This window comes from Streptomyces sp. NPDC023723, assembly GCF_040639815.1.
Lineage (GTDB): Bacteria > Actinomycetota > Actinomycetes > Streptomycetales > Streptomycetaceae > Streptomyces.
Genome location: NZ_JBFAAP010000001.1, coordinates 72,903 through 98,577, shown reverse-complemented (window position 1 = coordinate 98,577; position 25,675 = coordinate 72,903). Strand labels below are relative to the sequence as shown.

Genomic DNA, 25,675 nt, shown 5'->3' with positions numbered 1-25,675 from the left:
ACTTAGGGCGGCTTTATCCCTGCCGCCGCCTCTGACGAGTCAAGGAGTTGCCGCCGCCGTGAGCAGCAGCCTTCGACGCGGCGCCCCCGCCGCCGCCATCGCGTTCTCGATTCTCCCGCTCGCCGCGTGCGGCGCCGGCAACAGCGCCCAGACCCTGGAGATCAAGCCGGACAACGCGGCGACGAGCGTCGGCGACATCAAGATCCAGAACGCCATCGTCATCACCCAGCCCGACCTGGAGTCGACCGGCCCCGCCGCGATCTCCGCCACCCTCTTCAACGGCGGCTCCACCGACCAGAAGCTGGAGTCGATCCGCGTCGACGGCACCGGCAAGACCGCCGAGCTGAAGCCGCTCAAGGGCAAGGACCTGACCATCCCGGCCGGGGGCCGGCTGATCCTCGGCGGCAAGGACAACGCCGCCGCCACCCTGCCCAGCAGCCGCGAGGCGGTCCAGGACGGCAACGCGCAGAAGATCACCTTCACCCTCAGCAAGACCGGTGACGTGAGCCTGAAGGCGTTCGTCGTGCCGGCCGAGACCTACTTCACCTCGTGGGGCCCGAGCGAGGTCCCGACCTCGCCGGAGGAGTCCGAGGACCCGTCCACCTCGACCGCCTCCGCCGACGAGCAGCCCGAGGGCGAGCCGTCCGACGACGCGTCGGGCGGCACCGGGTCCGGGTCGGACTCCGAGTCGGACAGCACGGACTCGGGCACCCCGACCGACGCGGCCTCCGCCAGCGCCTCCACCGACGCGGACACCGCCGGTCACTGAGCACAGCCCAACCGCGCGGTAGCGCGGTACGCCGAAGGGCGGGTCCCCCGACGACCGGGGGCCCGCCCTTCGGGCGTGGCGAACGCGTGGCGCGGGCCGGTCTACGGCTCGAACTTGTAGCCGAGACCGCGGACCGTCACCAGATACCGCGGCGCGCCCGGGTCCGGCTCGATCTTGGCGCGCAGCCGCTTGACGTGGACGTCGAGGGTCTTGGTGTCACCGACGTAGTCGGCGCCCCAGACCCGGTCGATGAGCTGCATCCGGGTCAGCACCCGGCCGGCGTTGCGCAGCAGCATCTCCAGCAGGTCGAACTCCTTGAGCGGCAGGTCGACCTTGGCGCCGGCCACGGTCACCACGTGCCGGTCGACGTCCATCCGGACCGGCCCGGCCTCCAGCGCGGCCGGGGTGACCTCCTCCGGCTCGCCGCGGCGGCGCAGGACGGCGCGGATACGGGCGACCAGTTCGCGGGTGGAGAAGGGCTTGGTGACGTAGTCGTCGGCCCCTATCTCCAGTCCGACGACCTTGTCGATCTCGCTGTCCTTGGCGGTCACCATGATCACGGGGACGTTGGAGCGGGACCGCAGCTGACGGCAGACCTCGGTGCCCGGCAGGCCGGGCAGCATCAGGTCGAGCAGGACGAGGTCGGCGCCGTTGCGCTCGAACTCGTCGAGTCCGTCGGGCCCCGTGGTCGCGACGGCGACCTCGAAGCCCTCTTTGCGGAGCATGTACGACAGGGCGTCGGAGAAGGACTCCTCGTCCTCGACGACGAGCACACGGGTCACGGAAGGACCTCCGGGGCGGGAAGCGTTTCGTACGGGGATGGTGCGGGGGGTGTGACGGAGGACGCGCCGGTGGCTGCGGCGGGCCGGCCGTCGTCGGGGTCGTCGGGGTGCTCGGCGTCGTCGGCGAGTCCGAAGCGGTCGGGACGCTGCCGTGCGCGGACACGGGCCGAGCCCGCCTCCGGCAGCCGCAGGGTGAAGGTGGAGCCCTGGTTCTCGGCGCTCCACACCGTGACCTCCCCGCCGTGCGAGGCGGCCACGTGCTTGACGATCGCGAGACCCAGGCCGGTGCCGCCGGTCGCCCGGGACCGGGCCGGGTCGACGCGGTAGAAGCGCTCGAAGATGCGCTCCTTGTCCTTGTCGGAGATGCCGATGCCCTGGTCGGTCACGGCCACCTCGATCATGTCACCGCCGGCGGCGGCGACGCGCCGGACCGCGATGCCGACCCGGGTGCGGGCGGGCGAGTAGTTGACGGCGTTCTCGACCAGGTTGCCGAGGGCGGCGGCGAGCTGGCCGCGGTTGCCGTGCACCCGCAGCTCGGCGGTGCCGCCCGCGGCCATGGTGATCTGTTTCGTGCCGGCCGCGTGCCGGCAGCGGTCGATGGCCTCGGCGACCAGTTCGTCGACGCGGACCGGTTCGGCGTCCTCCAGCGGGTCGTCGTTCTGCACCCGGGAGAGGTCGATCAGTTCCTGTACGAGGTTGGTGAGCCGGGTCGCCTCGATCTGCATGCGCCCGGCGAACCGGGTCACCGCCTCGGGATCGTCGTAGGCGTCCATGACGGCCTCGGACAGCAGCGAGAGCGCGCCGACGGGTGTCTTCAGCTCATGGCTGACGTTGGCGACGAAGTCGCGCCGTACCGCTTCTATCCGCCGGGCCTCGGTGAGGTCCTCGACCAGGAGCAGCACCAGCCGGGAGCCGAGCGGCGCGACCCGCGCGGAGACCGCCAGGGCCTCGCCCCGGCCGGTGCCGCGGCGCGGCAGGTCCAGTTCCACCTGGCGTATCTCGCCGTCCCGCCGGGTGTCGCGCGCCATCTGGAGCATCGGCTCGACGGCGAGCTTGCCGCCGCGCACCAGTCCGAGGGCGTACGCCGCCGAGCTGGCCTTGACCACGGCGTCCTCCTCGTCGAGCACGACGGCGGAGGACCTGAGGACCGACAGGACGGTGTCCACCCCCGGCGGCAGCACGGGGTCGGTGTGCAGCGAGGTGCGGGTGGGGCGCTTCTGGTCGCGCTCGCTCCAGCGGAACGCGAGCATGGCGATGACACCGGTCACCGCTCCGGCGATCGCTGCCACTGCGGCGACCGCCGCGTTCACGTCCATGCGTCCAGGTTAGGCATGCGGAACGGCCGGGCCGAAGCCATCGGAGTGCGACCTCGAACACTCGTCGCCCAGAGTTCACCTTGGAGCCAGTACTGGTTCATTTGAGGTGCCGGAAACGGACGCGTACGGGCCGGAACGTGGCAGCGTGGGAGTCAGAACCCCCTGGACCGGAACCTCCTGAACGGGGGCCTCCTGGGCAGGAGCTTCACGGACACCGACCTCCTGATCAGGAACCCCCTGACAGGAACCCCCTGGCAGGACGTACGAGAGGGAACCGAAGATGCGGGACGCGTACCACGAGGAACTGGATTCGATCGGCGACGGACTGGTGGAGATGGCCCGGCTGGTCGGGTCGGCGATCGGGCGCGCCACGACCGCCATCCTCGACTCCGACCTGAAGCTCGCCGAGAACGTGATCGAGGGCGACCAGAAGGTCGACGACCTCCAGCACGACCTGGAGGCCAAGGCGATAACCCTGCTGGCCCGCCAGCAGCCGGTGGCGACGGACCTGCGGATCGTCGTGACGTCGCTGCGGATGTCGGCGGACCTGGAGCGCTCCGGCGACCTGGCCCAGCACGTCGCGAAGCTGGCCCGGCTGCGGTACCCGGAGCGCGCGGTCCCGCAGGACCTGCACGCCACCATCCTGGAGATGGGCCAGCTCGCGCAGCGCCTGATGGCGAAGGCGGCCGAGGTGATCATCACCAAGGACGTCGACCTGGCGCTCCAGCTGGAGCAGGACGACGACGAGATGGACCTGCTGCACCGCACGCTCTTCCAGCACCTGATGGAGGAGAAGTGGAAGCACGGCATCGAGACGGCGGTCGACGTGACTCTGCTGGGCCGCTACTACGAGCGGTACGCGGACCACGCGGTGGCCGTGGCCAAGCGGGTGGTGTACCTGGTCACCGGTGAGCACGCGGACGAGCTCCAGGCGGACATCCAGCCGGTGACGGGGGTGGAGGGCGCCTGAACCGGGCGTGCGGTGGTGCGGGCGGTAGTGCGGGCGGAGCGCGTACCGGCGCCTCGATGCGCCGTTGATGCGACCGCCGCCCTGGGCATCCAATGGGCACAGGCATCTGCCGCTAGGAGGACCCATGGCCGAATCCCCCAGCACCACGCCGGATCCCGCACAGGAACGCCCCACCGAGCAGCCCGCGCAGCTGAAGTCCCTACCGCTGATCGCGGCGTGCGGCTGCGGTTCGGGCTGCGGCTGCGGCTGCCAGTCGGGCAGCCCCTGTCAGTGCGGCTGACGGTTCAGGTACGAGGCTCAGGGCCCCGGCGACGCGCTCGCCGGGGCCCTCGGCCGTCGCCGGGTCGCCCGGTCCCCCGTACGGACGCACCATGGAGGTGAGGGGCGGACGTACTCGAACGTGTGGGAGGTGCGGAGCCATGACCCGGTTCATGGACGTCCATCACGGGATGCACGGCATCACCGCCGACCAGCTCCACCAGGCGCACCAGGCCGACCTGGCCGTCGAGCAGGACGAGCGGGTGCACTTCGAACGGGCCTGGGCGGACCCGGACTCCGGCACGGTCTACTGCCTCTCCGAGGCTCCGTCCGCGGCGGCGGTCCAGCGGGTGCACGAACGGGCCGGCCATCCGGCGGACGAGGTGCACGCGGTGCCGCTCACGGTGTGAGGCCGCCTCGGCGGCGCCCCCCGTTCGGAACAGCACGCCGACGCTCCTCACGTTCCCGACGCACTCGCCCTGGGGCGCGCAGGCCCGCACGGCGCGGTGTGGCACGCGCTGCACGGCCACCGTCCCCGGCTGAACGCGGTGTGAGCGCGCCTCGGGCTAGCGCGCTGTGTGCCGGGCCTCCTCCACAGCCGAGAAGGACGCGGGCCCCTCGTCCAGTGGAAAGTCCTCGTCCTCCCCGAGATCCGGGGCCACGAACGGATTCGTCGCGGGCGGCGGCGACGCGGCGGTGGCGTAGCGAGGCGCTCCTTCCGGAGCGGAGAACAGCGAGGTCGATTCGATGAGAGGTCTCCCGTTCGGGTGCGGAGCGAGCTGCTGCTACAGCTTGCTCATCTTGGAGTACGGACTCAGAATCCGCTGCTGAGCCGACCCGAAGTCGACGAGCGCGGCGATTCCGTCCTCGATGCCGATCACGCGGCCGAGGCCGTACATGTCGTGGGTGACCTGGTCTCCCACGGCGAAGTGTTTGAGGGGCGGCGCGACCGGGGCCTTGAAGGGGCTGGTCGGCAGATGGCGCTTCGGTGCAGATGGCTTTGTCATTGTCCTCAGTATGACCCCACCCGCGCCACTCGGTGGGGCCGCAGCGGCCCGGAGATCGAGCCGACCCGTGTTTGCCCTGTTCAGAGACAGTTCTCCGGAACGGACCTGCCTGGAATCCCGAGCGGGAGGCATGATGGTCCCATGCCGAAACCGCCCGCCCGCCCGGCCCGCCGCCCCGCCCACGGCTCCGTGCTGTCGCTCTGGTCCAAGGACTCGGTGCTGTCGATCGGTTCGGTCGGCTCGGTGCTGTCCATCGGCTCGGTGGGCTCGGCCCTGTCGATCGCCTCGATCGGCAGCTCGCTGTCCTTCCTCTCCATGGGGTCGTGGCTGAGCACGGGGTCCCTGCTCTCCGCGCAGTCCCGGTGGTCGGTGCTGTCGGCACGGTCGGTGGGGGGTCTGCTGGCGTCGGGGGCGGTGGGGGGCGTGGTGCTGCTGGCTGGGCGGCACCGGCGGTGATCACTAGCCTGTCCGCATGAGCCACGGTCCGGATCGTTCCTTCCCTCCCGCGCTGGCTGCCGCACTGGCGGTGTCGTTCGAATACGACGACGGCAAGGGCGTCGACTTCGAACCGTTCCCGGCGTTCCTGTCCCGGGCGGAGACCACGGACTGGCTCCGTTCCTGGACCGGGAATCCGGCAGTCGACGGCGACGCCTTCCGGGTCTTCGGCCGAGACGGCACGGGAGGATACGCGGCGTTCTGGATGCTCCAGGAGCACCAGCCGCTCACCGGACAACCGGTCGTCTTCCTGGGATCCGAGGGCGAGACGGGCGTAGTGGCTCGTGATCTCGGCGCCTTCCTGTGGCTGCTGGCCGGCGGCTACGGCCCCTGGGAAGCGGCCACTTCCTACGAACCCGGCTGGACCGCGCGAAGCAACCACGAACTGACGGTTGTCGCCGAACAGTTCGCGGCGGACTGCCGGCTGCCGGCGCCGGACGTCCTGGCCCAGGCGGCCCGGGAGTTCCCCCACTTCGACGACTTCGCCCTGGCACTCTGTCGCTGACGGAACATCGAGAAGCGGGCCAAAAGCGCCCGCGAGCGGAGGGTCCCGAGCCATACCCTGACAGTGACGAGCTGTTCGGAGAGGGGCGAGACCGTGCCAGCTGAACCGAGTCCGGACCCGTATGCCGACCCCTTGGTCTTCGGTCAACGGCTCCAGGTTCTCCGTACCCGTCGGGGCCTCACCCGGGAACAGCTCGGTGGACTCGCCGGCCGGTCCGGCTCCTGGGTCAAGGGCGTCGAGACCGGTCGGCTGAAGACGCCGAAGCTGCAAGTGATCCTGCGGCTCGCTGAGATCCTCCGGGTCCGTGACCTGTCCGAACTCACCGGGAACCAGTCGCTGCGCGTCGGTCTGTTCGCCGGTCCCGGCCATCCGCGTCTGCCCGAGGTCAAGGCGGCGGTGGAGGCTTTTCCGCTGGACGCGGACCGTGCGGCGCCGCCGATCGCACAGCTGCGGGCCCGCCTGGCGCGGGCGTGGGCTGCCCGCCACCGCGCGCCCGACCACCGGGACGTGATCGGGGCGCTGCTCCCGGATCTCGTCCGGGACGGGCAAGCCGCGGTGCGCCAGGCCGAGACGGCGGTGGACCGCCGGGCGGCGCACGCGGTCCTCGCCGAGGTGTACGGCCTCTGCCAGTTCTTCGTCGCCTACCAGCCCGATGCCGCGCTGCTCTGGCGCGTCGCCGAGCGTGGTCTGGTCGCCGCTCAGGAGTCGGAGGACCCGCACGCCATCGGCGTCGCCGCGTGGCTGGCCGCGCAGGCGCACCGCGACTGCGGCCCTTCGCACTTCGACGCCGCCGACGAGGTGAACCTGCGGACCCTGGCCTACTTGCAGCCCTTGCTCGCGGACGCGTCCGACGATGTCCTCGCGATCGCGGGCGCGCTCACTTTCGAGGCCGGTTACACCGCGGCCCGCCGTGGGGGAACAGGCACCGCGTGGCGGTACTGGGACCAGGCCCGTGCCATGGCGGTCCGCTTGCCGCAGGACTACTACCACCCCGTCACCTCGTTCTCCCAGGCCATCATGGGGGCCCACGCGGTCACGGTCGCCGTCGAGTTGCACCAGGCCGGTGAGTCGGTGCGCCAGGCGGCGGCTGCGGACGCCGTGGCGATCCCGTCCCGGCCACGGCGGGCCCGGCACCGCATCGAGGCGGCCCGCGGCTACCAGCTCGACGGTCAGCCCGACGTGGCGCTGGCCACCCTGGCTCAGGCGCACGAGGCTGCCCCGGAGACGATCCGGTACAACGGCTACGCGAAGCGGATCGTGCTGGAAGAGGCAGAGGCGAAGAGCCCGGCACGTCGCCGTCGCGCTGCGGAACTCGCCATGAAACTCGGACTGCTGGCCGCATGAGGGACGGGGCACAGATTGTGCCCCTGACCTTGCCGGCGGGTCCCTACGGTCGCGGGTGTACGACGGATCACCGCCACCGTGGAGGCCACAGCCATGCCGAGCCGACCCGCGCACCGCCGCGACGCCCCGCACGCCGTAGGACCGGTCGACGCGGAACCCGGGGGTCTCGTGCGCTCCGGCGCCGACCGGCGATGGGCCGCCGGGCAGGAGGCATGGCTGCTGTCCGCGCACGCGTGTCCCCGCCTCGCCCGCGTGGAGTGGCAGACGTACGGTGTCGCGGTGCTCCCTCTCGGCACCGTGTTCTCCACTGTCCGTATCCCTGGCCGCCTGGTCCAGGCCGTGGCCGCGAGCACCGATCCGCTCGACGTGGCGTGCCTGGGCCTCGGCGCGTACCTCGGGGTGCCCCGGCTGGATGCCGTGGAGTTCTCGCTGCGGGGCAATGGGTCGTATTGGTCGGTGGCGCCGGAGTCGGCCGGCAGCCTGTGCAGACCGCTGGCGGTCGCGCGCCTCGTCGCGGCCGGAGTTCACGCGCTGGACGAGACCGGCCTTTCCTGACCTGCGGTCACGTCCAAGCCCAGGCAGGTCAGTTCAGGTGGCGGAACAGTTCCGTGCAGAAGATCCAGCACACCACCACAACCCCCACCGTCCCATACAGCCGCCGGACCGGCCCCGCGATCTCCGGAGCAGGACAAGGAGTCCCGCGTACGTGACAAGCAGATTCAGCGCCGGAATCCACAGCAACCCCGGATTCCTCGTCGCGGCAACCCAGAGGAAGACCCACGGGGCCAGCAGCCCGATGAACACAACCGCGTACTGATGGCGACGCGCCTCCCACAGTGGTGGCCCTTCGCGCGGAATCGGGTCCCCCATATCAGGAAGCTCCGGTTGGGTCATTTCGCCCCCCCTGTTCCTACACAGACCGGTTGTCGTACGCCGAGCCGGGCACTGGAAAACTGTTGACGGCGTTGAGCGCCCCCCCCCAAGAGTCGTGCCCGACGGGCTGGCGAAATCGAGAAGCGTGCCGACTCCCTTCTCGAAGGGGTGGGATTCGAACGCTCCGGCCCAGTCGGCCACATACCCGTCATCGCCGCCGGGAGGCTTCAGATGTGATTCGGCGTCCTCCCTGGGCACAAAATTCGACGACGAGCTCGTCGCATCCGTGGCATCGCCACTTTGACCAGACCGACTCCGGGGGTACGTGGCATCAACCGCACGGTCCTGCTCGGCAGCGGTCGCTCGGTAATATGTGGCCGACTTTGCGCTCGCTCGAAACTGATGCCTGCATCAACGTTGACGCCCGCTCCTGCGATCAGCTTTGCATAGCCGTCAAGTCGGTCGGCTCTAAAGCGAAACTCGTGTCGTCCCGGTCCCCTTCAGGATTCTCTCACCACGCGTGCACCCCGGGGAGCTGTCCCTGGTCAAGATGACCGTCCCGGAGAGCGGGTGTCCGTGGGGGTCCGTGTTCAACGGCCAGCAGCGCCACGGCATCACCTACCGCGCCGCCGCCGTCGGGCACACATGAAGCGGTTTCCGCCGGTCGAGATCACCTTGCCGTGGAAGGTGACCGACGGGCCTCCGGTGACCAAGCAACTCCTCTTCACCGGGCCGCGTGGCGGGCACGTCCGGCGTACGTCGCTCAACGAGGAGGCGTGGAAGCCGGCGCCGGCTGCGGCCGGTGTCATCCCCGTGCCCGAGCGGGGCCAGCCGTACGCCGAGTCCCGCGAGAACGGCATGCACGCGCTCCGCCACTTCTATGCCTCGGTGTTCCTGGACGCCGGGGAGAACATCAAGGCCCTCGCCGAGTACCTCGGCCACTTTGATCCCGGTCTGACGCTCCGGGTGTATGCGCACCTCATGCCGTCCAGCCAAGAGCGGACGCGAAAAGCAGTCGCGCAAGCATACGAAGCATGTAGTGCCTAGTTTCTAAGCATGCTCAAGCCTCTCAAGGCCCATAAAGCAAGCATGACACCCACCATCCTCGCCCGGAGAGCCTCTTTCCTCGAACACAGGAAAGTTCAGGAAAGTAAAGGAAAGATTGAGAAACTGCGGGAACTTTCCCTCCCCGGGGAGGGGAAGTTCCCGCAGTTCAACGCCTTGAACGCCTCGTGCGCTCCATGAAATGGGCCACCCTGGAGAACCCCTCTCTCTCTTCTACTTTTCTACTCTAGAAGTAGAAGCCTCGCCCAGCTGCGCGTTTGTCCTGCGATCCCTGACTGTGAAATGGTCTCACCACATGCGAATGCCGCCCGGCCAGAGGCGGCATTCGTTTCCATTTCCGCACCCGGAACCCTTGCCAGGAACCGACCCCAGATGGAGGCCACATGATCCCACGCACAGGTGTCACCGTCGACATCTGTCCTCGCGACTTGCCACTCGCGCTCATCGGCACCGCCGGCGGCGCGCTCGCCCTCTGGGCCGACGCCCCCGTCGCGATCGCCGTTCCCGTAGCGCTGTTGATCGTCCTAGACATCCGGGTCCGCCGCTGGCGTCGTCGCACCTGACGGTCCAGCACCACCAGAAAGCCCCGGACCTGCCGAGAAACAGCAGGTCCGGGGCTTAACGGTGTTGCGTTACTTCTTCTTCCCCTGGTTCTTGACCGCCTCGATCGCCGCCGCAGCCGCGTCCGCGTCCAGGTACGTGCCGCCCGGGGTCACCGGCTTGAAGTCGGCGTCCAGTTCGTAGGAGAGCGGGATGCCGGTCGGGATGTTCAGGCCCGCGATGTCGGCGTCGGAGATGCCGTCGAGGTGCTTGACCAGGGCGCGGAGCGAGTTGCCGTGGGCGGCGACCAGGACCGTGCGGCCGGTCAGCAGGTCGGGGACGATCGCGTCGAACCAGTACGGGAGCATCCGGACGACGACGTCCTTCAGGCACTCCGTCTGCGGGCGCAGCTCCGGCGGGAGGGTCGCGTAGCGCGGGTCGGAGAACTGGGAGTACTCGGCGTCGCGGTCCAGGGCCGGCGGCGGGGTGTCGTAGGAGCGGCGCCACAGCATGAACTGCTCCTCGCCGAACTCCGCGAGGGTCTGCGCCTTGTCCTTGCCCTGGAGGGCGCCGTAGTGGCGCTCGTTGAGGCGCCAGGAGCGGTTCACCGGGATCCAGAGGCGGTCCGCGGACTCCAGGGCGAGCTGCGCGGTGCGGATGGCGCGCTTCTGGAGGGAGGTGTGCACGACGTCGGGGAGCAGGCCGGCGTCCTTCAGCAGCTCGCCGCCGCGCGTCGCCTCCTTCTCGCCCTTCGGAGTGAGGTTGACGTCCACCCAGCCGGTGAACAGGTTCTTCTCGTTCCACTCGCTCTCGCCGTGGCGGAGGAGGATCAGCTTGTACGGTGCGTCGGCCATGGGTCCGAGCGTAATCGACGCCCGTGCGGCGCCCGCGTGTGGGCGCAGGGGCCGGGTGCGGTGTTAATCGGGTGGCTCCCGGGAGGACAGATGAGTAAGTTGTGCTTGCTGATGTAGGTACTTACATCTGTTCTACGGGAAGTCCTCGGGGGAGCCATGCCAGCCGCCAGTCCGATACGTGCTGTCCGGGAGTCGGTCGCGGGGCTGCCCCGTGCGTTCTGGTGGCTGTGGACCAGCACCCTCGTGAACCGGCTGGGTGCCTTCGTGGCGACCTTCATGGCGCTGTACCTGACGCTGGAGCGCGGGTACTCCGCCTCGTACGCCGGTCTGGTCGCCTCGTTGCACGGGCTGGGCGGGGTGGTCTCCTCGCTGGCCGGCGGGGTGATGGCCGACCGGCTGGGGCGGCGGCCCACGCTGCTGGTGGCGCAGACGGCGACGGCGGCCTCCGTCGCGCTGCTCGGGTTCATGACCCAGCCGGTGGCCATCGCGGCGGTCGCCTTCCTGGTGGGGGCGGCGTCCAACGCCTCCCGCCCGGCCGTGCAGGCGATGATGGCGGACATCGTGCGGCCCGAGGACCGGGTGCGGGCGTTCTCCTTGAACTACTGGGCGATCAACCTCGGGTTCGCGGTGTCGTCGGCGGGGGCCGGGTTCATCGCGGAGTTCAGTTATCTCGCCGGGTTCCTGATCGAGGCCGGGATGACGCTGGTCTGCGCGGTCGTGGTGTTCGTGAAGCTGCCCGAGTCGCGGCCGGCGGTCAAGGAGAGCGTGGCCGACGAGGCGCCCGTCTCGCTGGGCACCGTACTGCGCGACGGGCGGTTCATGGGGGTGGTCGGGCTGTCGTTCCTGGTCGCGCTGATCTTCCAGCAGGGGTTCGTGGGGCTGCCGGTGGCCATGGGGCAGGCCGGGTTCACGCCGGCCGACTACGGCATGGTCGTCGCCGTCAACGGCGTCCTGATCGTCGTACTCCAGATCCCGGTGACCCGGTTCATCGAGCACCGCGATCCCCGGCGGCTGCTGATCGTGTCGTCGCTGCTGGCCGGGTACGGGTTCGGGCTCACCGCGTTCGCCGGGTCGGTCGGGGTCTTCGCGCTCACCGTGTGCGTGTGGACGCTGGCCGAGGTCGTCAACGCGCCGACCCAGACAGGGCTGGTCGTCCGGCTCTCCCCGGCCCGGGGGCGGGGCCGGTACCAGGGCATGTACAGCATGTCCTGGTCGGTCGCCGCGCTGGTCGCGCCGCTGATGAGCGGTTTCGTGATCGACCGGTTCGGCGCGGCGTGGCTGTGGGGGATGTGCGCGGTGATCGGCACGGGGGCCGGTGCCGGGTACCTGGCGCTGATGCGGCGGCTGCCGGCGACGGCGTCCGCCGTCACCGAGGGCACCGCGACCGCTGCCGAGCAGGAGGTCAGCCGGGCCTGAGGGGGACGGCTCACTTCCGTGCCGGTCCGTCAGTCAGGAACCGCTGGGTGTGCGGCTGCTCCTCGCGCGCCTCGAACGCGGCCCGGTCGGCGTACAGCAGGGGTGTGCACGACTGGAGCAGCGGCCCGGATACCGGCCAGATATTGGCCGGATATTGGCCGGATCGGCCAGTCGGGGCAGGATCGCAGGACCGTCTCCTTAACATCGTTAAATGATGCCTCTTCGCCCGTTGGGCTCAACCAACCTCAAGGTCGCCCCGCTCTGCCTGGGCGGCAACGTCTTCGGCTGGACCGCCGACGAGACCGCGTCCTTCGCCGTGCTGGACGCCTACCTGGCCGCCGGCGGCAACTTCGTCGACACCGCCGACGGCTACTCGGCGTTCGCCCCCGGCATGAAGGGCGGCGAGTCCGAGACCGTCCTCGGCAACTGGTTCGCGGCGCGCGGCAACCGCTCCGACGTGGTCCTCGCGACCAAGGTCGGCCGGCACCCCGAATTTCCGGGGCTGTCCGCCGACAACATCAGGGCGGCGGCCGACGCCTCGCTGCGGCGGCTCCGGACGGACCGCATCGACCTGTACTACACGCACTACGACGACCCCGACGTGCCCGTCGAGGAGATCATCGGCGCGCTGGACGGGCTGGTGAAGGCGGGCAAGGTACGGCACATCGCGGCCTCCAACATCTCGGCCGAGCGGCTGCGCGCCTCGCTGGAGTTCTCCGAGCGCGAGGGCCTGGCCCGCTACGTCGCCGTCCAGCCGCACTACAGCCTGGTCTCCCGGGACACCTACGAGGGCGCCCTCCAGGACGTCGCCGAGGAAGCCGGCCTCGCCGCGGTGCCGTACTTCGCGCTCGCGTCGGGTTTCCTGACGGGGAAGTATCGGCCGGGGGCGACGGTGGACTCGGTGCGCGCGGGGCGCGTGGCGCAGCTCGTGGACTCCGAGCGGGGCGCACGGGTGCTGAAGGCGCTCGACGAGATCGCCGGCGCGCGCGAGGTGGAGGTCGCCACCGTCGCCCTCGCCTGGCTCGCCTCCCGCCCGACCGTCATCGCGCCGACCGCCTCCGCGCGGACGGTGGAGCAGCTCCCGGCGCTGCTGGCGCTCACCGATGTCACGCTGACGGAAGCGGAGACGGCGAGGCTGACGCAGGCGTCGGCGTAACGCTTCCGTGGGCGGCCGGCCGACGGACGTCCGCCGTGCCGCCGGGAGCCGCGGCGTCCGGCTCCGCCTATCGGGCCACCCGGTGGCGGAGGTAGACGACCCCTGAACCGAAGGTGCGGGTCTCGACGAGTTCGAGATCGACCCGGCGCTCGTGCCGGGGGAAGAACGGGATGCCGCCGCCGACCAGCACCGGGTAGACCATGGCCCGGTACTCGTCGATCAGGCCCGCCGCGGCCACCTCGGCGGCGAGGGTCGCACCGCCGATCGCGATTTCGCCCTCGCCCGGCTCGGCCCGCCACCGCTCGATCTCCTGCGCCGGGCCGCCGTAGGCCAGGCGGGCATTGCCCTGGACCGCCGGGAGGGACGTGGAGAACACCACCTTGGGCAGCGGCTTCCACAGCGCGGCCCATTCGAGCGTCGCGGCGTCGAGCGACGGGTCCTGGTCGGCGGTCTCCCAGTACAGCATCGTCTCGTACAGCCGTCGGCCCAGCAGGTGGACGCCGACGTCGCGGATCTCGTCGGTCCAGAAGCGGAAGACGTCGTCGTCGGGTTCCGACCAGTCGAAGCGGCCGTCCGGTCCGACGATGTAGCCGTCGAGTGAGACGTTCATCGAATAGGTCACGCTGCGCATCGGGGCCTCCTCGGTGACGCTGACGGTGTCGACCGTAGTCCGTCCTCGTCAAGGGCCCCGTGAGGAACTCACGGATGCATCCGTGCCCCCTTCAGCACCTTGTCCACCGCGTTCTTCGGCCCGTACACCGCGAGGCCCACCAGGTCCAGGTCGGCGGTGGGGACGGCGCGTACCGCCGCGCGGTTGTCGCGGTCGTTGCCGGTGGTGAAGAGGTCGGCGGTGAAGAGGGAGCGGGGCAGGGCGCGGGACAGGGCGCGGGTGTGGGCGGTCTTCAGCAGTTCCTTCGTGCCCTCGAAGACCAGCACCGGCTGGCGGAACATGGGCAGGTAGGGGACGCCGTCCGCGTCCTCGTACGGCTCGCCGACCACCTCGGGGACCTGCGGACCCAGGCCGCTGACCAGGAACGCGGTCACGTTCAGGCGCTGCCACACCTCCAGGTCCGCGCGGAGCAGTACGGCGATCTTGGTGTCGAAGCGGATGGGCTCTGCGTCGTTCATGGAGTGAGACTGCCGTCCGCCTCCCGGGGTGGTCTTGTACGTTTTTTGCATGGCCGCATCCAGGAGCGCACCCGGGGACGGAACCGTCGTCTCCGCCTGGCGTCCGCGCGTGCCGGGCGTCGTGGAGGTCCTGCACGCCCGTTTCACCGAGTACGCCTACCCGATGCACGTGCACGAGGCGTGGACGCTGCTGATCGTGGACGACGGGGCCGTACGGTACGACCTGGACCGGCACGAGCACGGCACCCCGCACGACACCGTGACCCTGCTGCCGCCGCACGTCCCGCACAACGGGTCGCCCGCCACCCCGGGCGGCTTCCGGAAAAGGGTGCTGTACCTCGACGGGTCCCGGCTGGGCGACGATCTGATCGGGCCCGCGGTGGACCGGCCGGACGCGCGCGATCCGGTGCTGCGGCGCCGGGTGGGGCAGCTGCACACCGCGCTGGTGCGGTCCGGCGAGGAACTGGAGGCGGAGAGCCGGCTGTCGTTGATCGGGGAGCGGCTGCGTACGCGGCTGCGGCCGGCCGACGCCCGAGCCGTGCGCCGGGACCCGGTACTGGCCCGGCGGCTGCGGGAGCTGCTCGACGAACGGGTCGTCCAGGGGCTCAGCCTGACCGAGGCCACGGCACTGGTCCCGGCCCATCCGGCGCATCTGGTACGGGCGTTCAGCGGGGCGTACGGGATCGCGCCGCACCAGTACCTGATGTCCCGCCGGGTCGACCGGGCCCGGCGGCTGCTGCTCGCGGGGCGCAGCCCGGCCGACGTGGCCACCGCCACCGGCTTCTACGACCAGGCCCATCTGACCCGGCACTTCAAGAAGCTGGTGGGGGTGACTCCCGGGCGTTACCGCACGAGTACGGGACTTACTTGACGTCGACGTAGTCCCCGGCGGCCGTCGCGCCGCCGGTGGTGGCCGTCTCGCCGAAGGTCCAGCGCCAGTAGCCGTCCGCGGCCGCCTTGACCGTGGTCTTCAGGGCGCCGGTGGAGCTCGCCCGGACCGTCTTGACGGTGCTGTACGTGCTGGTGCCGGCCTTGCGGAACTGGAGCTTGGCCAGCTTGTCGGCGTGGCCGGTGTACGTGTGCTTCACCCAGTCGGCGCGGGTGGCCTTGCCGGTGACGGTGAGGGTCTTGCCCTTGGTGACCGGTTCCGGGGCGGCGTTGACGGTGACCTTCGCGGCCCGCTTGACCGCGACGCTGCCCTTCCCGGTCAGGTACTCCTCGGACTTCACCTGGCCGGACTTGGTCCACAGCATGGCGTGGAAGGCGAGCTTCCAGGTGGTGGCGTCGTTGTTGGAGTCGAGGCGGTAGCGCGGGTCGATGTAGAGGGTGCCCTCGCAGTCGGCGGCGCGGCTGCCGTCCTCGTAACACGTGTAGCCGCCCGCCCAGATGCCGCCGGACTCGGCGCCCTTGGCGGCGGTGGTGCCGTGGTACAGGAACGGCTCGAAGTCCACGTCGGGCATGGAGTATCCCGCCGGCCAGGTGGCGTGGAAGCTGATCGTCGGTTCCACCTCGGCGGTGGTGCCCACCACGATGGGCTTGCCCTTGTTCAGGACCACGTTGGACACCGCTATGCCGGTGTCGGCGGCCTGCGCGGCCGGGGCGGTGAACGCCGCGAGGGCGAGCGCGCCCGCGATCACCGCGGCCACGCCGCCGGTTCTGCCTGTGCTCATGCACGGCCTCTCACTGGTGGAGCTGCTGAAGCTCATGGAGGAAGTGAAATCGCCGCAGATTAACAGGCAGGTCAGGCAGGTCAGGCAGGCCAGGCAGGCCAGGCAGGTCAGGAGGGGCCGTGGTCGCCCGGGCGCTCGATGAGCTGCTTGAACGCGTCCAGGTTGCGGGTCGACTCACCGCGCGCCGTGCGCCACTCGTACTCCTTGCGGATCGCGCTCGCGAAGCCCAGCTCCAGCAGGGTGTTGAAGGCACCGTCGGCGGCCTCCAGCACCTGGCCGAGCAGGCGGTCGATCTCGTCGGGGGTGACGGCGGGCAGCGGGAGGCGGGCGGTGACGTAGACGTCGCCGAGCCGGTCGACGGCGTAACTCACGCCGTACAGCTTGAGGTTGCGTTCCAGGAGCCAGCGGTGGACGCCCGCCTCGTTCTCGTCGGGGTGGCGGATGACGAAGGCGTTGAGGGAGAGCGAGTGCCGGCCGGCGATCAGGGAGACGGTGGTGGAGAGCTTGCGGGTGCCGGGGAGTTTCGCCACGTAGCTGCCCGGCTCCGGGCTCTCCCACTCCAGGCCGGCCTCCCGCAGGGCCTCCTCGACGGTGCGCGCCGCCGTCCGCTGTGCCTCGTCAGCCATGGTGGGAGGGTACGCGACGGCGGTGGGCGTGCATCGCGGCCGTGTAGACGTCGGCGGTGGCGGCGGCGGCCGTGTCCCAGCCGAAGGACCGCGCGTGCCGGGCGGCGGCGTCGCCCATCCGGGCGGCGAGGTCGGGATGGTCGGCGAAATCGCGCAGTACCCGCGCGTACGCGGCCGGTTCGTGGCCGTCCACCAGGAAGCCGGTCGCGCCGTCGCGCACCGCCACCGGAAGGCCGCCGACCGAGGCGGCGAGCACCGGGGTGCCGGCCGCCTGCGCCTCTATCGCGACCAGCCCGAACGACTCGCTGTAGGACGGCATCACCAGCACGGACGCGGCCCGGAACCAGTCGGCGAGCTGCTCCTGCCCGACCGGCGGGCGGAACCGTACGACGTCGGCGATGCCGAGCCGGGCGGCGAGCTTCTGCAGGCCCTCCGGTTTGGCCAGGCCGCTGCCGCTGGGGCCGCCGACCACGGGGACGACGATCCTGGAGCGCAGTCCGGGGCGTTCGGCCAGCAGCACGGCCACGGCGCGCAGCAGCACGTCGGGGGCCTTCAGCGGCTGTATACGGCCCGCGAAGAGCGGGATCAGCGCGTCCTGCGGCAGGCCGAGGCGGGCCCGCGCGGCGGCGCGGCCGTCGGCCGGGCGGAACCGGTCGAGGTTGACGCCGGGGTGGACGACGGCGACCCGGCCGGGGTCGGCGGCGTAGTGCCGGACCAGTTCGCCGGCCTCCTCCTCGGTGTTGGCGATCAGCCGGTCGGAGGCGGTGACGATCTGGGTCTCGCCGATCACCCGGGCGGCGGGCTCGGGGCGGTCGCCGGCGGCCAGGTTGGCGTTCTTGACCTTGGCCATGGTGTGCATGGCGTGCACCAGGGGGGCGCCCCAGCGCTGGGCGGCGAGCCAGCCGACGTGGCCGGAAAGCCAGTAGTGCGAGTGCACGAGGTCGTAGTAGCCGGGGCGATGGCCGGCCCACGCCTGCATCACACCGTGCGTGAAGGCGCACAGCTGGGCCGGGAGGTCCTCCTTGGCCAGGCCCTCGTAGGGGCCGGCGTCGACGTGCCGGACCAGGACGCCGGGGCACAGCTCCACGGTGGGCGGCAGGGCGGCGGTGGTGGCCCGGGTGAAGACCTCGACCTCGATGTTGATCGCGGCGAGCCGCTGGGCGAGCTCCACGATGTAGACGTTCATGCCGCCGGCGTCGCCGGTGCCGGGCTGGTGCAGCGGTGAGGTGTGCACGGAGAGCATGGCGACGCGACGGGGCCTGCGGCGCGGCCTGAGCCGCGCGGGGGCCGCCGCCGAGCGACGCCCGAGCCTGCCGGCGTACTGGCTCACGTGGCGTTCCTCCTTGCTGCGGGCGGCCGGTGCACGACGCGGAGGGCAGGGCTCGCCCTCCACCGGAGTGGAACGCGGGCACGCGGTGCCGCATTCCGGTTTCCCGGCCTTTGCCGAATTGTTACCGACTGTCGCTCAACCGTTCGAGGGTCGATGGGGTCCGGGGGGCGCGATCAACGGCAGGATCCTGGGCCCTTCCGGGTACGGGTACCGCATACCCTCGTAGGCATGTCCGCCCGCGCTCCCCGCCCCGTCGGCACGGTCACGCGCGGGACGACCAATCCGAACCGGCTGCGCCGCATGGACCGGTGGATCGCGGCCACGCAGGGCGCCGAGCTGCGCCGGGCCGACGACCCGCTCGCCGTCGACCTCGGCTACGGGGCGGCCCCCTGGACCGCCGTGGAACTGCTGCGCCGGCTGCGGAGCGTGGCGCCCCGGGCGCGGGTGGTGGGCGTCGAGATCGACCCGGCGCGGGTCGCGGCCGCCGAGCCGTACGCCCGCGAGGGCCTCCGCTTCGTCCACGGCGGCTTCGAGATCCCGCTCCCCCGCCGCCCCCTGCTGATCCGCGCGGCCAACGTGCTGCGCCAGTACGACGAGGCCGAGGTCACCGCCGTCTGGCGGCGGCTGTGCGGGCGGCTCGCGCCGGCCACCGCGGGCTCCCGCGGCGGACTGCTGGTGGAGGGCACCTGCGACGAGATCGGGCGGCGGCACGTGTGGGTGGCGCTGGGGCCCGAGGGGCCGCGCACGGTCACCTTCGCGACCCGGCTCGGCTCCCTGGACCGCCCCTCCGACCTGGCCGAACGGCTGCCGAAGGCGCTGATCCACCGCAACGTCCCCGGCGAGCCGGTGCACGCCTTCCTGCGCGACTTCGACCGCGCCTGGGCCGCCGCCGCGCCCTACGCCTCCTACGGCGCCCGGCAGCGCTGGCTGCGCGCGGTGCGCGACCTCACGGCCGACTGGCCGGTGACGGACGGGCCGGCCCGGTGGCGGCAGGGGGAAGTGACGGTGCGGTGGGACGCGTTGGCGCCGGGCGCATGGGGACCGGGGAACCCCTGAGGGACAACGGGGAGAAGAACTGCTTCTGTCGGTCTCTGACTGCCTCTGTCGCTTCACTGTCCGACATGGCACGATCCCCGGGGAAACGAGACGTTACTGACGGTTAATCAGGTCGGGGGCAGAGGTATGGGACCGGGGAAGCGTGGCCTGATCACCGCGGCCGTGGCGGTGGTCTGCGCGGTCACCGTGCTGACCGCGCCGGGCACGGCGTTCGCCGCCCCGGACCCCACCCCCGCCCCGACGGCCGGCATCACCTCGGGCAAGGACGCCGGGGGCACCCCGGACAAGGACCTGGCAGCCGTACGCGACCGGCTCGACCGGCTCTACCGGGAGGCCGCCGCCGCCACCGACGCGTACAACGCGGCCGAGGAGAAGGCCGAGCGGCAGTCCGCGGAAGTCGTCGAGCTGGCCGCGAAGATCGTCGAGGGCCAGGAGGCGCTGGACGCCCTGGAGCAGCGCGCCGCCGCCGCGGCCCGCTCGCAGTACCGCACCGGCGGACTGCCCGACGAGGCGAAGCTGATGCTCAGCGACGACCCGGCCGAGTTCCTGGACGGCGCGGGCCGGGTGATCCAGGGCCAGCGCGCCGCCAAGGGCCTGCTCGGCCAGTTGGAGCGGGCCCAGGCGGCCCTGAAGACCTACGCCGCGGACGCCGCCGGCCACTGGCAGGAACTGGAGGCGAACCGCAAGACGAAGGCCGCCGCCCAGCGGACGGTCGAGCAGCGGATCGCGGCGGCCGAGAAACTGGAGTCCGAGCTGGCGAAGGAGGAGAAGGAGCGCCTCGCCCGCCTGGAGCGCGCGGCGGCCGAGCGGGCGCAGACCGCCTGGCTCGACTCCGGAGCCCTCGACGGGGCCGGCGCGGACGCCACCGAGCAGGGCGCGAAGGCCGTGAAGTACGCCACCGCACAGATCGGCAAGCCGTACGTGTGGGGCGCCGAGGGCCCGAAGGCGTTCGACTGCTCCGGACTGACCTCGCGGGCCTGGGCCGCGGCCGGCCTGGGCATCCCGCGCACCTCGCAGGAGCAGTGGCGGCAGCTGAAGCGCGTATCCACCGAGGACATGCGGCCCGGCGACCTGATCATCTACTTCGACGACGCCAGCCACGTGGGGATGTACGTCGGGGACGGCAAGGTGGTGCACGCCCCGCGGCCGGGACGCACGGTGACGGTCACGGGGGCGGGCACCATGCCGATCCTCGGGGTGGTCCGGCCGGAGGCGTGACGCGGGTGCGGGCGCGCCGGAGGCCGGCGTGAGCCGCGCCACGTGACCGGCCCCACCCCCGGTTCCCGGTCCCGCTCTCGCGGCGACGTGACGTTCGTCATCCTCGGGAACCGGGACCGCTGTCCAACTGCGGTACGGAACGCGGCATATGACAGTGGCCGTTGGCGGACCGACGTGCCGTGCGCCATTCCGCTGCCCGGCGGTCACCCGCTATGGTCCCCGTCGGTGGGTCGAGGTCCCTCGCCCCACCATGCCCTCGGGGGGAGGGAAGGAACCCAGACGATGCCCGTACCCGTACCGCGGCAGAGAGCGATCCCGGCCGTGGAGAGTGGTCAGGCGCAGGCCCCGGCCCGGAAGGACACCGGCGCGGCCGGCCCCGGCGGCCCGGCCGGCCGGACGGCGGGTCACGACGCCGGCAGGGAGCCGGCCGCCGCCGACCCCGCCGCGCACACCAGCCTGACGCTGCTGCTCATCGAGGACGACCCGGCCGGCTCGCCGATCGTGCCCGACCTGGTGGACCAGTCCGGCAGGCCGATCCGGATCCGTACCGCCCGCAACCTCACCGAGGCCGGGCGGCTGCTCACCGACGACGTGCACTGCATCCTGCTGGACCTCGCCCTGCCCGCCCCCGGCCGACCGGCCACCGCCACCACCACCACCACCGACGCGGAAGGCGACGGTGGCGGCGATGGCGGCGGCGACGAACTGGCGGTGCTCAAGCACGTACTGGAGCTCGCGCCCCGGCACGCCGTGCTCGCGCTGACCTCGTCGTCCGACGCCGAGCGCGGCGCCGAGGCGGTGGCGGTCGGCGCCCAGGACTACCTGTTCCGCGACGAGCTGGACGGCCGGCTGCTGAGCCGGGCCATCCGCTACGCCGTCGAACGCAAGCGGTCCGACTCGGCCGAGCGGCGGCTGGCCGAGGGCCGGCTGCGGGCCCAGGAGAACCGCCGGCTGGAGCGCGGCCTGCTGCCGACGCCGCTGCTGGACGGCTCCTCGCTGCGGTTCGCCGCCCGCTACCGCCCCGGCCGCTCCCGCGCCCTGCTCGGCGGCGACTTCTACGACGTCGTCCGCACCCCCGACGGCACCGTGCACGCCATGATCGGCGACGTCTGCGGGCACGGCCCGGACGAGGCGGCGCTCGGCGTGGAGCTGCGGATCGCCTGGCGGGCGCTGACCCTGGCCGGGCTCTGCGGGGATCAGCTCCTCGGCACGCTCCAGGAGGTGCTGGAACACGAACGCGGGGACGACGAGATCTTCGCGACGCTGTGCACCGTGGACATCGCGCCGGACGGCCGCCGCGCCGGGCTGTGCCTGGCCGGGCACCCGGCACCGCTGATCGCCGGCCCCGGCCGGCCCGCGCGGCTGCTGCCGTACGACAACAACGGCCCGGCGCTCGGGCTGCTGCCCGGGGCGCGCTGGCCGCGTACGCAGGTGGAACTGGGCGCCGAGTGGAGCCTGATGCTCTACACCGACGGGCTGATCGAGGGCCACATCGGCGCGGGCCGGGAGCGGCTCGGCCAGGACGGGATGGTGGAGCTGGTCCGCGGCAAGTTCGCCGAGGGACTGAGCGGCGAGGCGCTGCTGCGGACGACCGTCAACGAGGTGCGCCGGCTGAACGGCGGCGAGCTGGCGGACGACGTGGCGGTGGTGCTGCTGGACCGGACCGCCTGAGGCGGTCCGCCCCGGTCAGCGGCCCCCGTTGTACGGCCCGTACGGGCCGTCGCTGCTGCTGCCCCGGCGGCTGCTGCGGCCGCCGCCCGGCAGGCCGCGCAGGGCCGGGCGTACGTCGACCATGTACACGATCGTCGCGATGAGGCCGATGATCGGCAGGAACGACAGGATGTTGAAGATCAGGTTCACCACGAAGGCGAGCCCCAGGATGATCAGCCAGAACGGCTTGGTCTTCTTGTCGGCCGCGCGATAGGCGTCCTCGCGGCGGACGGCGGCGTCGACCAGCGCGAAGCCGCTGAACACGATCAGGGCCATGCTCAACAGCCACATGAAGCCCGCGAACCCCTGCATCAGCACTACGTCCACCACCAGACTCGGGTCGTCCCTACGCCGTCACCGTACCCGTACAACGGTCCGGGCACCCCGAGGGTGCCCGGACCGCCGCGGGCTCACTTCTTCGTGGTGTTCTTCGTGGTGGCGGCGGTGGCGGTCTTCTTCGCCGGGGCCTTGCGCGCGGCGGACGTCTTCTTCGCGGCGACCGCGGCGGGAGTCACCGGCGCCGTGCCGGGCTTCTCCTCCTCGACCCTGACCGGCTCGGTCTTCGGCTCGACGGCCACGGCGAGGTTCTCGACGTCCTCGGCGACGTCCTCGATGCCCTCGGCGGCCTGGCCGCGCCAGGTGCGCACGGCCTGCTCGCCGTGCTCGGCGACCTTCTCGTAGGTCTCCTTGGCCTTCACCGCGTACTCGGCGGCCACGCCGACCCCGCGCAGCGCGAGGTCCTGGGCGCTCTCGCCGAGCTTCTTGAGGTCGGTGTCGAGCGAGCCGATGAACTCGTTGACCTTGGTCTGGAGCGTGCCCTGCGTCTCCTTGACGCGGGCGGTCGCCTTCTCCTGGACGGCCTTGGGGTCGGTGCTGCGCACGGCCTCGATGCGGGCCGGGGCCTCGGTGCGCAGCTGGTCCACCAGGACGGGCACCTTCTTGGCCTGCTGCCAGGCCAGATCGGCGGTGCCGGCGGCGAAGTAGAGCGGCGTCGGGTCGCTGAAGGTCTTGCGCAGGTCGTCGGTGATGGCCATGGTGACGGTCCTCCCGGATCGCGTTCAGCTTTAAGTGTGTGAAGGGCGTGGTACGGGTCTCCCGCGCGGGGCCGGCGGCCGGTGGCCGCTTCCTACCCGGCCGTCCGTCGCGGGGCGGCGTCGTCGCCGCCGGTCACGCGCGGGCCGCGTATGGAGGTGTCGTCGTCGGGAGCCGGGTCCGGTCCGGCCACGAATCCGTTCTCCTTGCGGAAGGACTCGTAGATCTGGAGCAGTACCTGCTTCTGGCGCTCGGTGAGGGTGGGGTCGGCGAGGATGACCGCCGTGGTCGCCCCCTCCCGTTGCCACTCCTCCCGGTCCCGCTCGGCATCCAGGATCCCGGCCCGCACGTACAGCGTCTCGGCGGAGATCCGCAGCGCCTTGGCGACCTGCTGGAGCACCTCCGCGCTCGGCTTGCGCAGCCCGCGCTCGATCTGGCTCAGATACGGATTGGACACCCCCGCGGCATCGGCGAGCTGCCGCAACGACAGCTGCGCGGTGCGCCGCTGCTCGCGCAGGTACTCGCCGAGGTTGCCGACGTTGAGCGATGCCATGCCTCCACGATGCCCGACCGTGCTAACTATTGCAAGCAAGGTGCTTGCAAGAGTGACTCACCCCGGGCCGGCTGCCCTGTCTCCGCTGTCGGTACCGGTGCTCCCACGCTCGCCGGTCAGGATGGCTGGACTATGGCTGGACCTGGTCGAAGAGGGCGAGGGCTGCGGCGGGGTCCGGGCTCACGAGGCGTTCCAGACCGGCCTTCGTGCTCCGCGCCCACCCGCCGGCCCGTGCCCACATCCGTTCCTCGAAGGCGCGGACGGTTTCGTCCAGGTCTCCCGGGCCGGCGGCGATCGACTCGGCGAGTTCGGCGCCTTCCAGCATCGCGAGGTTCGCGCCCGCCCCCAACGGGGGCATCAGGTGGGCGGCATCGCCCAGCAGCGTCACCCCGGGGACGTGCGTCCAGGTGTGGGACACGGGCAGGACGTGGAGGGGGCGGTGGACGAAGGCGGTGCCGTGCCGGAGCAGGTCCAGGACGGGAGCGGCCCAGCCGTCGAACAGGGCCAGCAGACTTGATCGCACGGCCTCGACGTCGGCCAGGTCCAGGTCCGTGTGCCAGTCCAGCGGCGCGCGGAACTGGGCGTACACCTTGACGTGGCCGCCGCTGTTGCGCTGGGCGACGAGAGCCCGGTTCACGCCGTACACAGCCATGGAACCGTCGCCGATCAGCCGGGCGAGGCCGGGGTGGCGGGTGTCTACGTCGTCGAGGGAGGTCTCGACATACGTGACGCCGGTGTAGTGCGGTGTCGCCGGCGAGACCGCCGGGCGGGTCCGGGACCAGGCGCCGTCCGCGCCGACCACGAGGTCGAACGTCTCCTGTCGCCCGTCCGCGAACCGGACCAGTACGCCGTCCCGGGGCCCCGGCACCACCCGCGTCACGGCCCGTCCCCACTGGACGTCGAGTTCGCCGAGCAGCAGGTCACGCAGTTGCCCGCGGTCGATCTCGGGATGGGCCCGGTCGTCCGGGCGGGGCCGCCAGTCGCGCAGGACGGTCCCGTCCGTATCCAGGATGCGCATGGCCTGCCCCTCGGGGCGGGCCAGCGCCTGGAACTCCGCCAGCAGCCCCGCCTTGTCCAGCGCGAGCTGCCCCATCCCCTGGTGCAGGTCCAGCGTGCCGCCCGGAGGGCGGGCGTCGGGGGCGGGATCGCGTTCGAGGACGGTGACGGGGCGGTCGTGGCGGTGCAGGACACGGGCGAAAGTCAGGCCGGCCGGACCGCCCCCGACCACTGCGATGCGGTGTCTCATATCGATACACCGTATTGCTCGTGTACGGTGCATCGCAACGGTACGGTGTGAGCATGACTGTCTGGGACCGGCCGGAGCCGCCGACTCGCCCCGTGCCGCTCGACCGGGAGCGGATCGTCGCCGCCGCCATCGCACTGGCCGACGAGGGCGGACTCGAGGCGGTGTCGGTGCGCAAGGTCGCGGCCCGCCTGGACGCCGGCCCGATGCGGCTGTACCGGTACATCTCCACCAAGGAGGAGCTGTTCGACCTCATGGTGGACGAGGTCCAGGCCGAGATCCTCCCCGCGGAGCAGCCCGGTGACTGGCGGGCGGCCTTGCGCGGCCTCGCCCAGCGCACCAGGCGGGCCGCCCTGCGCCACGAATGGCTGGCCGACCTGCTCGGCGGTCGCCCGGCCATGGGTCCGAACGGCCTCGCCGTGACCGAGGCCACGCTGGCCGCCTTCGACGGTCTCGCCGATATCGACACCGTCATGCGCGCCGTGGAGACCGTCAGCGCCTACTTCATCGGCGCGATCCGGCGCGAGATCGCGTACCTGCGGGCCGAGCGCGCCACCGGCCTGTCCACGCACGACTGGCAGCGCGCGCACGGCCCGCATGTGACGAGGATGCTGGCCACCGGCCGCTTCCCGGCGCTGGCCAAGGCCGTGTACGACGGCACGGACGTGGACGCCGGGACCTCCTTCGCGACCGGCCTGGACTGGGTCCTCGACGCCGTGGCCGCCAAACTGACCCGGCCGCCGGTAGACGACTCCTAGA

At 71.6% G+C, this 25,675-nt stretch carries 30 protein-coding genes and 1 pseudogene; 18 read left to right on the top strand and 13 right to left on the bottom strand.

Annotated elements, in window-relative coordinates:
• Positions 1–58 precede the first annotated feature (58 nt).
• Positions 59–769: a DUF461 domain-containing protein gene (locus tag AB0G32_RS00555; protein WP_361156109.1), complete on the top strand. Its 711-nt coding sequence runs from the start codon at positions 59–61 to the stop codon at positions 767–769.
• A 101-nt stretch (positions 770–870) separates the two neighbouring features.
• Here the strand turns inward: AB0G32_RS00555 and AB0G32_RS00550 are convergent, their stop codons facing one another.
• Complete coding sequence (locus AB0G32_RS00550; RefSeq protein WP_215166158.1) at positions 871–1,551, bottom strand: response regulator transcription factor; 681 nt, start codon at positions 1,549–1,551, stop codon at positions 871–873.
• Positions 1,548–2,867, bottom strand: coding sequence for an ATP-binding protein (locus tag AB0G32_RS00545; protein WP_361156106.1), 1,320 nt, complete (start codon positions 2,865–2,867; stop codon positions 1,548–1,550). The genes AB0G32_RS00550 and AB0G32_RS00545 overlap by 4 nt, the downstream gene beginning before the upstream one ends.
• A 280-nt stretch (positions 2,868–3,147) precedes the next feature.
• On the opposite strand from AB0G32_RS00545, the gene phoU reads away from it, so the two are divergent.
• Positions 3,148–3,837, top strand: coding sequence for a phosphate signaling complex protein PhoU (gene phoU / locus AB0G32_RS00540; RefSeq protein WP_361156103.1), 690 nt, complete (start codon positions 3,148–3,150; stop codon positions 3,835–3,837).
• Positions 3,838–4,256: 419 nt separating this feature from the next.
• Positions 4,257–4,505, top strand: a complete 249-nt coding sequence (locus AB0G32_RS00535) for an SCO4226 family nickel-binding protein (RefSeq protein WP_361156102.1) — start codon at positions 4,257–4,259, stop codon at positions 4,503–4,505.
• 375 nt (positions 4,506–4,880) lie between these two features.
• Here the strand turns inward: AB0G32_RS00535 and AB0G32_RS00530 are convergent, their stop codons facing one another.
• On the bottom strand, positions 4,881–5,102 hold the full coding sequence (locus AB0G32_RS00530) for a hypothetical protein (protein WP_361156099.1): 222 nt from the start codon (positions 5,100–5,102) through the stop codon (positions 4,881–4,883).
• 141 nt (positions 5,103–5,243) lie between these two features.
• On the opposite strand from AB0G32_RS00530, the gene AB0G32_RS00525 reads away from it, so the two are divergent.
• The 8 genes and pseudogenes from AB0G32_RS00525 (at position 5,244) to AB0G32_RS00490 (ending at position 9,947) form a co-directional block, all read left to right on the top strand.
• The gene (locus AB0G32_RS00525; protein WP_361156097.1) at positions 5,244–5,558 is read left to right on the top strand and encodes a hypothetical protein; all 315 of its coding nucleotides are present in this window, start codon (positions 5,244–5,246) and stop codon (positions 5,556–5,558) included.
• Positions 5,559–5,574: 16 nt separating this feature from the next.
• The gene (locus AB0G32_RS00520) at positions 5,575–6,102 is read left to right on the top strand and encodes an SMI1/KNR4 family protein (RefSeq protein WP_361156094.1); all 528 of its coding nucleotides are present in this window, start codon (positions 5,575–5,577) and stop codon (positions 6,100–6,102) included.
• Between the two features lie 93 nt (positions 6,103–6,195).
• Positions 6,196–7,446 (top strand): helix-turn-helix transcriptional regulator, encoded by a 1,251-nt coding sequence (locus AB0G32_RS00515; RefSeq protein WP_361156092.1) that lies wholly within the window; start codon positions 6,196–6,198, stop codon positions 7,444–7,446.
• 93 nt (positions 7,447–7,539) lie between these two features.
• Complete coding sequence (locus tag AB0G32_RS00510) at positions 7,540–8,001, top strand: hypothetical protein (protein WP_361156089.1); 462 nt, start codon at positions 7,540–7,542, stop codon at positions 7,999–8,001.
• Positions 8,002–8,839: 838 nt separating this feature from the next.
• Positions 8,840–8,968, top strand: coding sequence for a hypothetical protein (locus AB0G32_RS00505; RefSeq protein ID WP_361157182.1), 129 nt, complete (start codon positions 8,840–8,842; stop codon positions 8,966–8,968).
• A pseudogene (locus tag AB0G32_RS00500) lies at positions 8,956–9,366 on the top strand (site-specific integrase); the annotation flags it as partial. The gene AB0G32_RS00505 and the pseudogene AB0G32_RS00500, both read left to right, overlap by 13 nt.
• A gap of 9 nt (positions 9,367–9,375) precedes the next feature.
• Positions 9,376–9,564, top strand: a complete 189-nt coding sequence (locus AB0G32_RS00495) for a hypothetical protein (protein ID WP_361156086.1) — start codon at positions 9,376–9,378, stop codon at positions 9,562–9,564.
• A gap of 203 nt (positions 9,565–9,767) precedes the next feature.
• Positions 9,768–9,947: a hypothetical protein gene (locus AB0G32_RS00490; protein WP_361156084.1), complete on the top strand. Its 180-nt coding sequence runs from the start codon at positions 9,768–9,770 to the stop codon at positions 9,945–9,947.
• 69 nt (positions 9,948–10,016) lie between these two features.
• On the opposite strand, the gene AB0G32_RS00485 is transcribed toward AB0G32_RS00490, so the two are convergent.
• Positions 10,017–10,778 (bottom strand): phosphoglyceromutase, encoded by a 762-nt coding sequence (locus AB0G32_RS00485; RefSeq protein ID WP_361156081.1) that lies wholly within the window; start codon positions 10,776–10,778, stop codon positions 10,017–10,019.
• A 156-nt stretch (positions 10,779–10,934) separates the two neighbouring features.
• On the opposite strand from AB0G32_RS00485, the gene AB0G32_RS00480 reads away from it, so the two are divergent.
• On the top strand, positions 10,935–12,194 hold the full coding sequence (locus AB0G32_RS00480) for an MFS transporter (RefSeq protein ID WP_361156078.1): 1,260 nt from the start codon (positions 10,935–10,937) through the stop codon (positions 12,192–12,194).
• A 211-nt stretch (positions 12,195–12,405) separates the two neighbouring features.
• A complete protein-coding gene (locus AB0G32_RS00475; RefSeq protein ID WP_361156076.1) occupies positions 12,406–13,350 on the top strand; it encodes an aldo/keto reductase in 945 nt (314 codons plus the stop codon).
• 67 nt (positions 13,351–13,417) lie between these two features.
• Here AB0G32_RS00475 and AB0G32_RS00470 read toward each other — a convergent pair whose 3' ends face one another.
• A complete protein-coding gene (locus AB0G32_RS00470) occupies positions 13,418–13,981 on the bottom strand; it encodes a dihydrofolate reductase family protein (RefSeq protein ID WP_361156073.1) in 564 nt (187 codons plus the stop codon).
• Between the two features lie 68 nt (positions 13,982–14,049).
• A complete protein-coding gene (locus tag AB0G32_RS00465) occupies positions 14,050–14,478 on the bottom strand; it encodes a DUF2000 domain-containing protein (protein ID WP_361156070.1) in 429 nt (142 codons plus the stop codon).
• A gap of 49 nt (positions 14,479–14,527) precedes the next feature.
• Between AB0G32_RS00465 and AB0G32_RS00460 the strand changes: the two genes are divergently transcribed.
• On the top strand, positions 14,528–15,349 hold the full coding sequence (locus AB0G32_RS00460; protein ID WP_361156068.1) for an AraC family transcriptional regulator: 822 nt from the start codon (positions 14,528–14,530) through the stop codon (positions 15,347–15,349).
• Here the strand turns inward: AB0G32_RS00460 and AB0G32_RS00455 are convergent.
• The 3 genes from AB0G32_RS00455 to mshA form a co-directional block, all read right to left on the bottom strand.
• A complete protein-coding gene (locus tag AB0G32_RS00455; RefSeq protein ID WP_361156065.1) occupies positions 15,342–16,148 on the bottom strand; it encodes a hypothetical protein in 807 nt (268 codons plus the stop codon). The genes AB0G32_RS00460 and AB0G32_RS00455 overlap by 8 nt on opposite strands.
• A 107-nt stretch (positions 16,149–16,255) precedes the next feature.
• Entirely contained in the window at positions 16,256–16,774 is a 519-nt protein-coding gene (locus tag AB0G32_RS00450) for a YbjN domain-containing protein (RefSeq protein WP_361156064.1), read from the bottom strand.
• Entirely contained in the window at positions 16,767–18,104 is a 1,338-nt protein-coding gene (gene mshA / locus AB0G32_RS00445) for a D-inositol-3-phosphate glycosyltransferase (protein WP_361156061.1), read from the bottom strand. Before mshA ends, AB0G32_RS00450 begins: the two co-directional genes overlap by 8 nt.
• A 228-nt stretch (positions 18,105–18,332) precedes the next feature.
• Between mshA and AB0G32_RS00440 the strand changes: the two genes are divergently transcribed.
• The 3 genes from AB0G32_RS00440 (at position 18,333) to AB0G32_RS00430 (ending at position 22,049) form a co-directional block, all read left to right on the top strand.
• Positions 18,333–19,160: a class I SAM-dependent methyltransferase gene (locus tag AB0G32_RS00440; protein ID WP_361156059.1), complete on the top strand. Its 828-nt coding sequence runs from the start codon at positions 18,333–18,335 to the stop codon at positions 19,158–19,160.
• Positions 19,161–19,286: 126 nt separating this feature from the next.
• Positions 19,287–20,378, top strand: coding sequence for an NlpC/P60 family protein (locus AB0G32_RS00435; RefSeq protein WP_361156056.1), 1,092 nt, complete (start codon positions 19,287–19,289; stop codon positions 20,376–20,378).
• 282 nt (positions 20,379–20,660) lie between these two features.
• Positions 20,661–22,049: a SpoIIE family protein phosphatase gene (locus AB0G32_RS00430; RefSeq protein WP_361156054.1), complete on the top strand. Its 1,389-nt coding sequence runs from the start codon at positions 20,661–20,663 to the stop codon at positions 22,047–22,049.
• A 15-nt stretch (positions 22,050–22,064) separates the two neighbouring features.
• On the opposite strand, the gene AB0G32_RS00425 is transcribed toward AB0G32_RS00430, so the two are convergent.
• The 4 genes from AB0G32_RS00425 to AB0G32_RS00410 form a co-directional block, all read right to left on the bottom strand.
• Entirely contained in the window at positions 22,065–22,400 is a 336-nt protein-coding gene (locus AB0G32_RS00425; RefSeq protein WP_361157113.1) for a DUF2516 family protein, read from the bottom strand.
• A 98-nt stretch (positions 22,401–22,498) separates the two neighbouring features.
• Positions 22,499–23,122: a hypothetical protein gene (locus AB0G32_RS00420; RefSeq protein ID WP_361156051.1), complete on the bottom strand. Its 624-nt coding sequence runs from the start codon at positions 23,120–23,122 to the stop codon at positions 22,499–22,501.
• A gap of 92 nt (positions 23,123–23,214) precedes the next feature.
• Positions 23,215–23,673: a helix-turn-helix transcriptional regulator gene (locus AB0G32_RS00415; protein ID WP_361156048.1), complete on the bottom strand. Its 459-nt coding sequence runs from the start codon at positions 23,671–23,673 to the stop codon at positions 23,215–23,217.
• A gap of 130 nt (positions 23,674–23,803) precedes the next feature.
• Positions 23,804–24,919 (bottom strand): NAD(P)/FAD-dependent oxidoreductase, encoded by a 1,116-nt coding sequence (locus AB0G32_RS00410; RefSeq protein ID WP_361156046.1) that lies wholly within the window; start codon positions 24,917–24,919, stop codon positions 23,804–23,806.
• A gap of 53 nt (positions 24,920–24,972) precedes the next feature.
• On the opposite strand from AB0G32_RS00410, the gene AB0G32_RS00405 reads away from it, so the two are divergent.
• Complete coding sequence (locus AB0G32_RS00405; protein WP_361156043.1) at positions 24,973–25,674, top strand: TetR/AcrR family transcriptional regulator C-terminal domain-containing protein; 702 nt, start codon at positions 24,973–24,975, stop codon at positions 25,672–25,674.
• Position 25,675 lies beyond the last annotated feature (1 nt).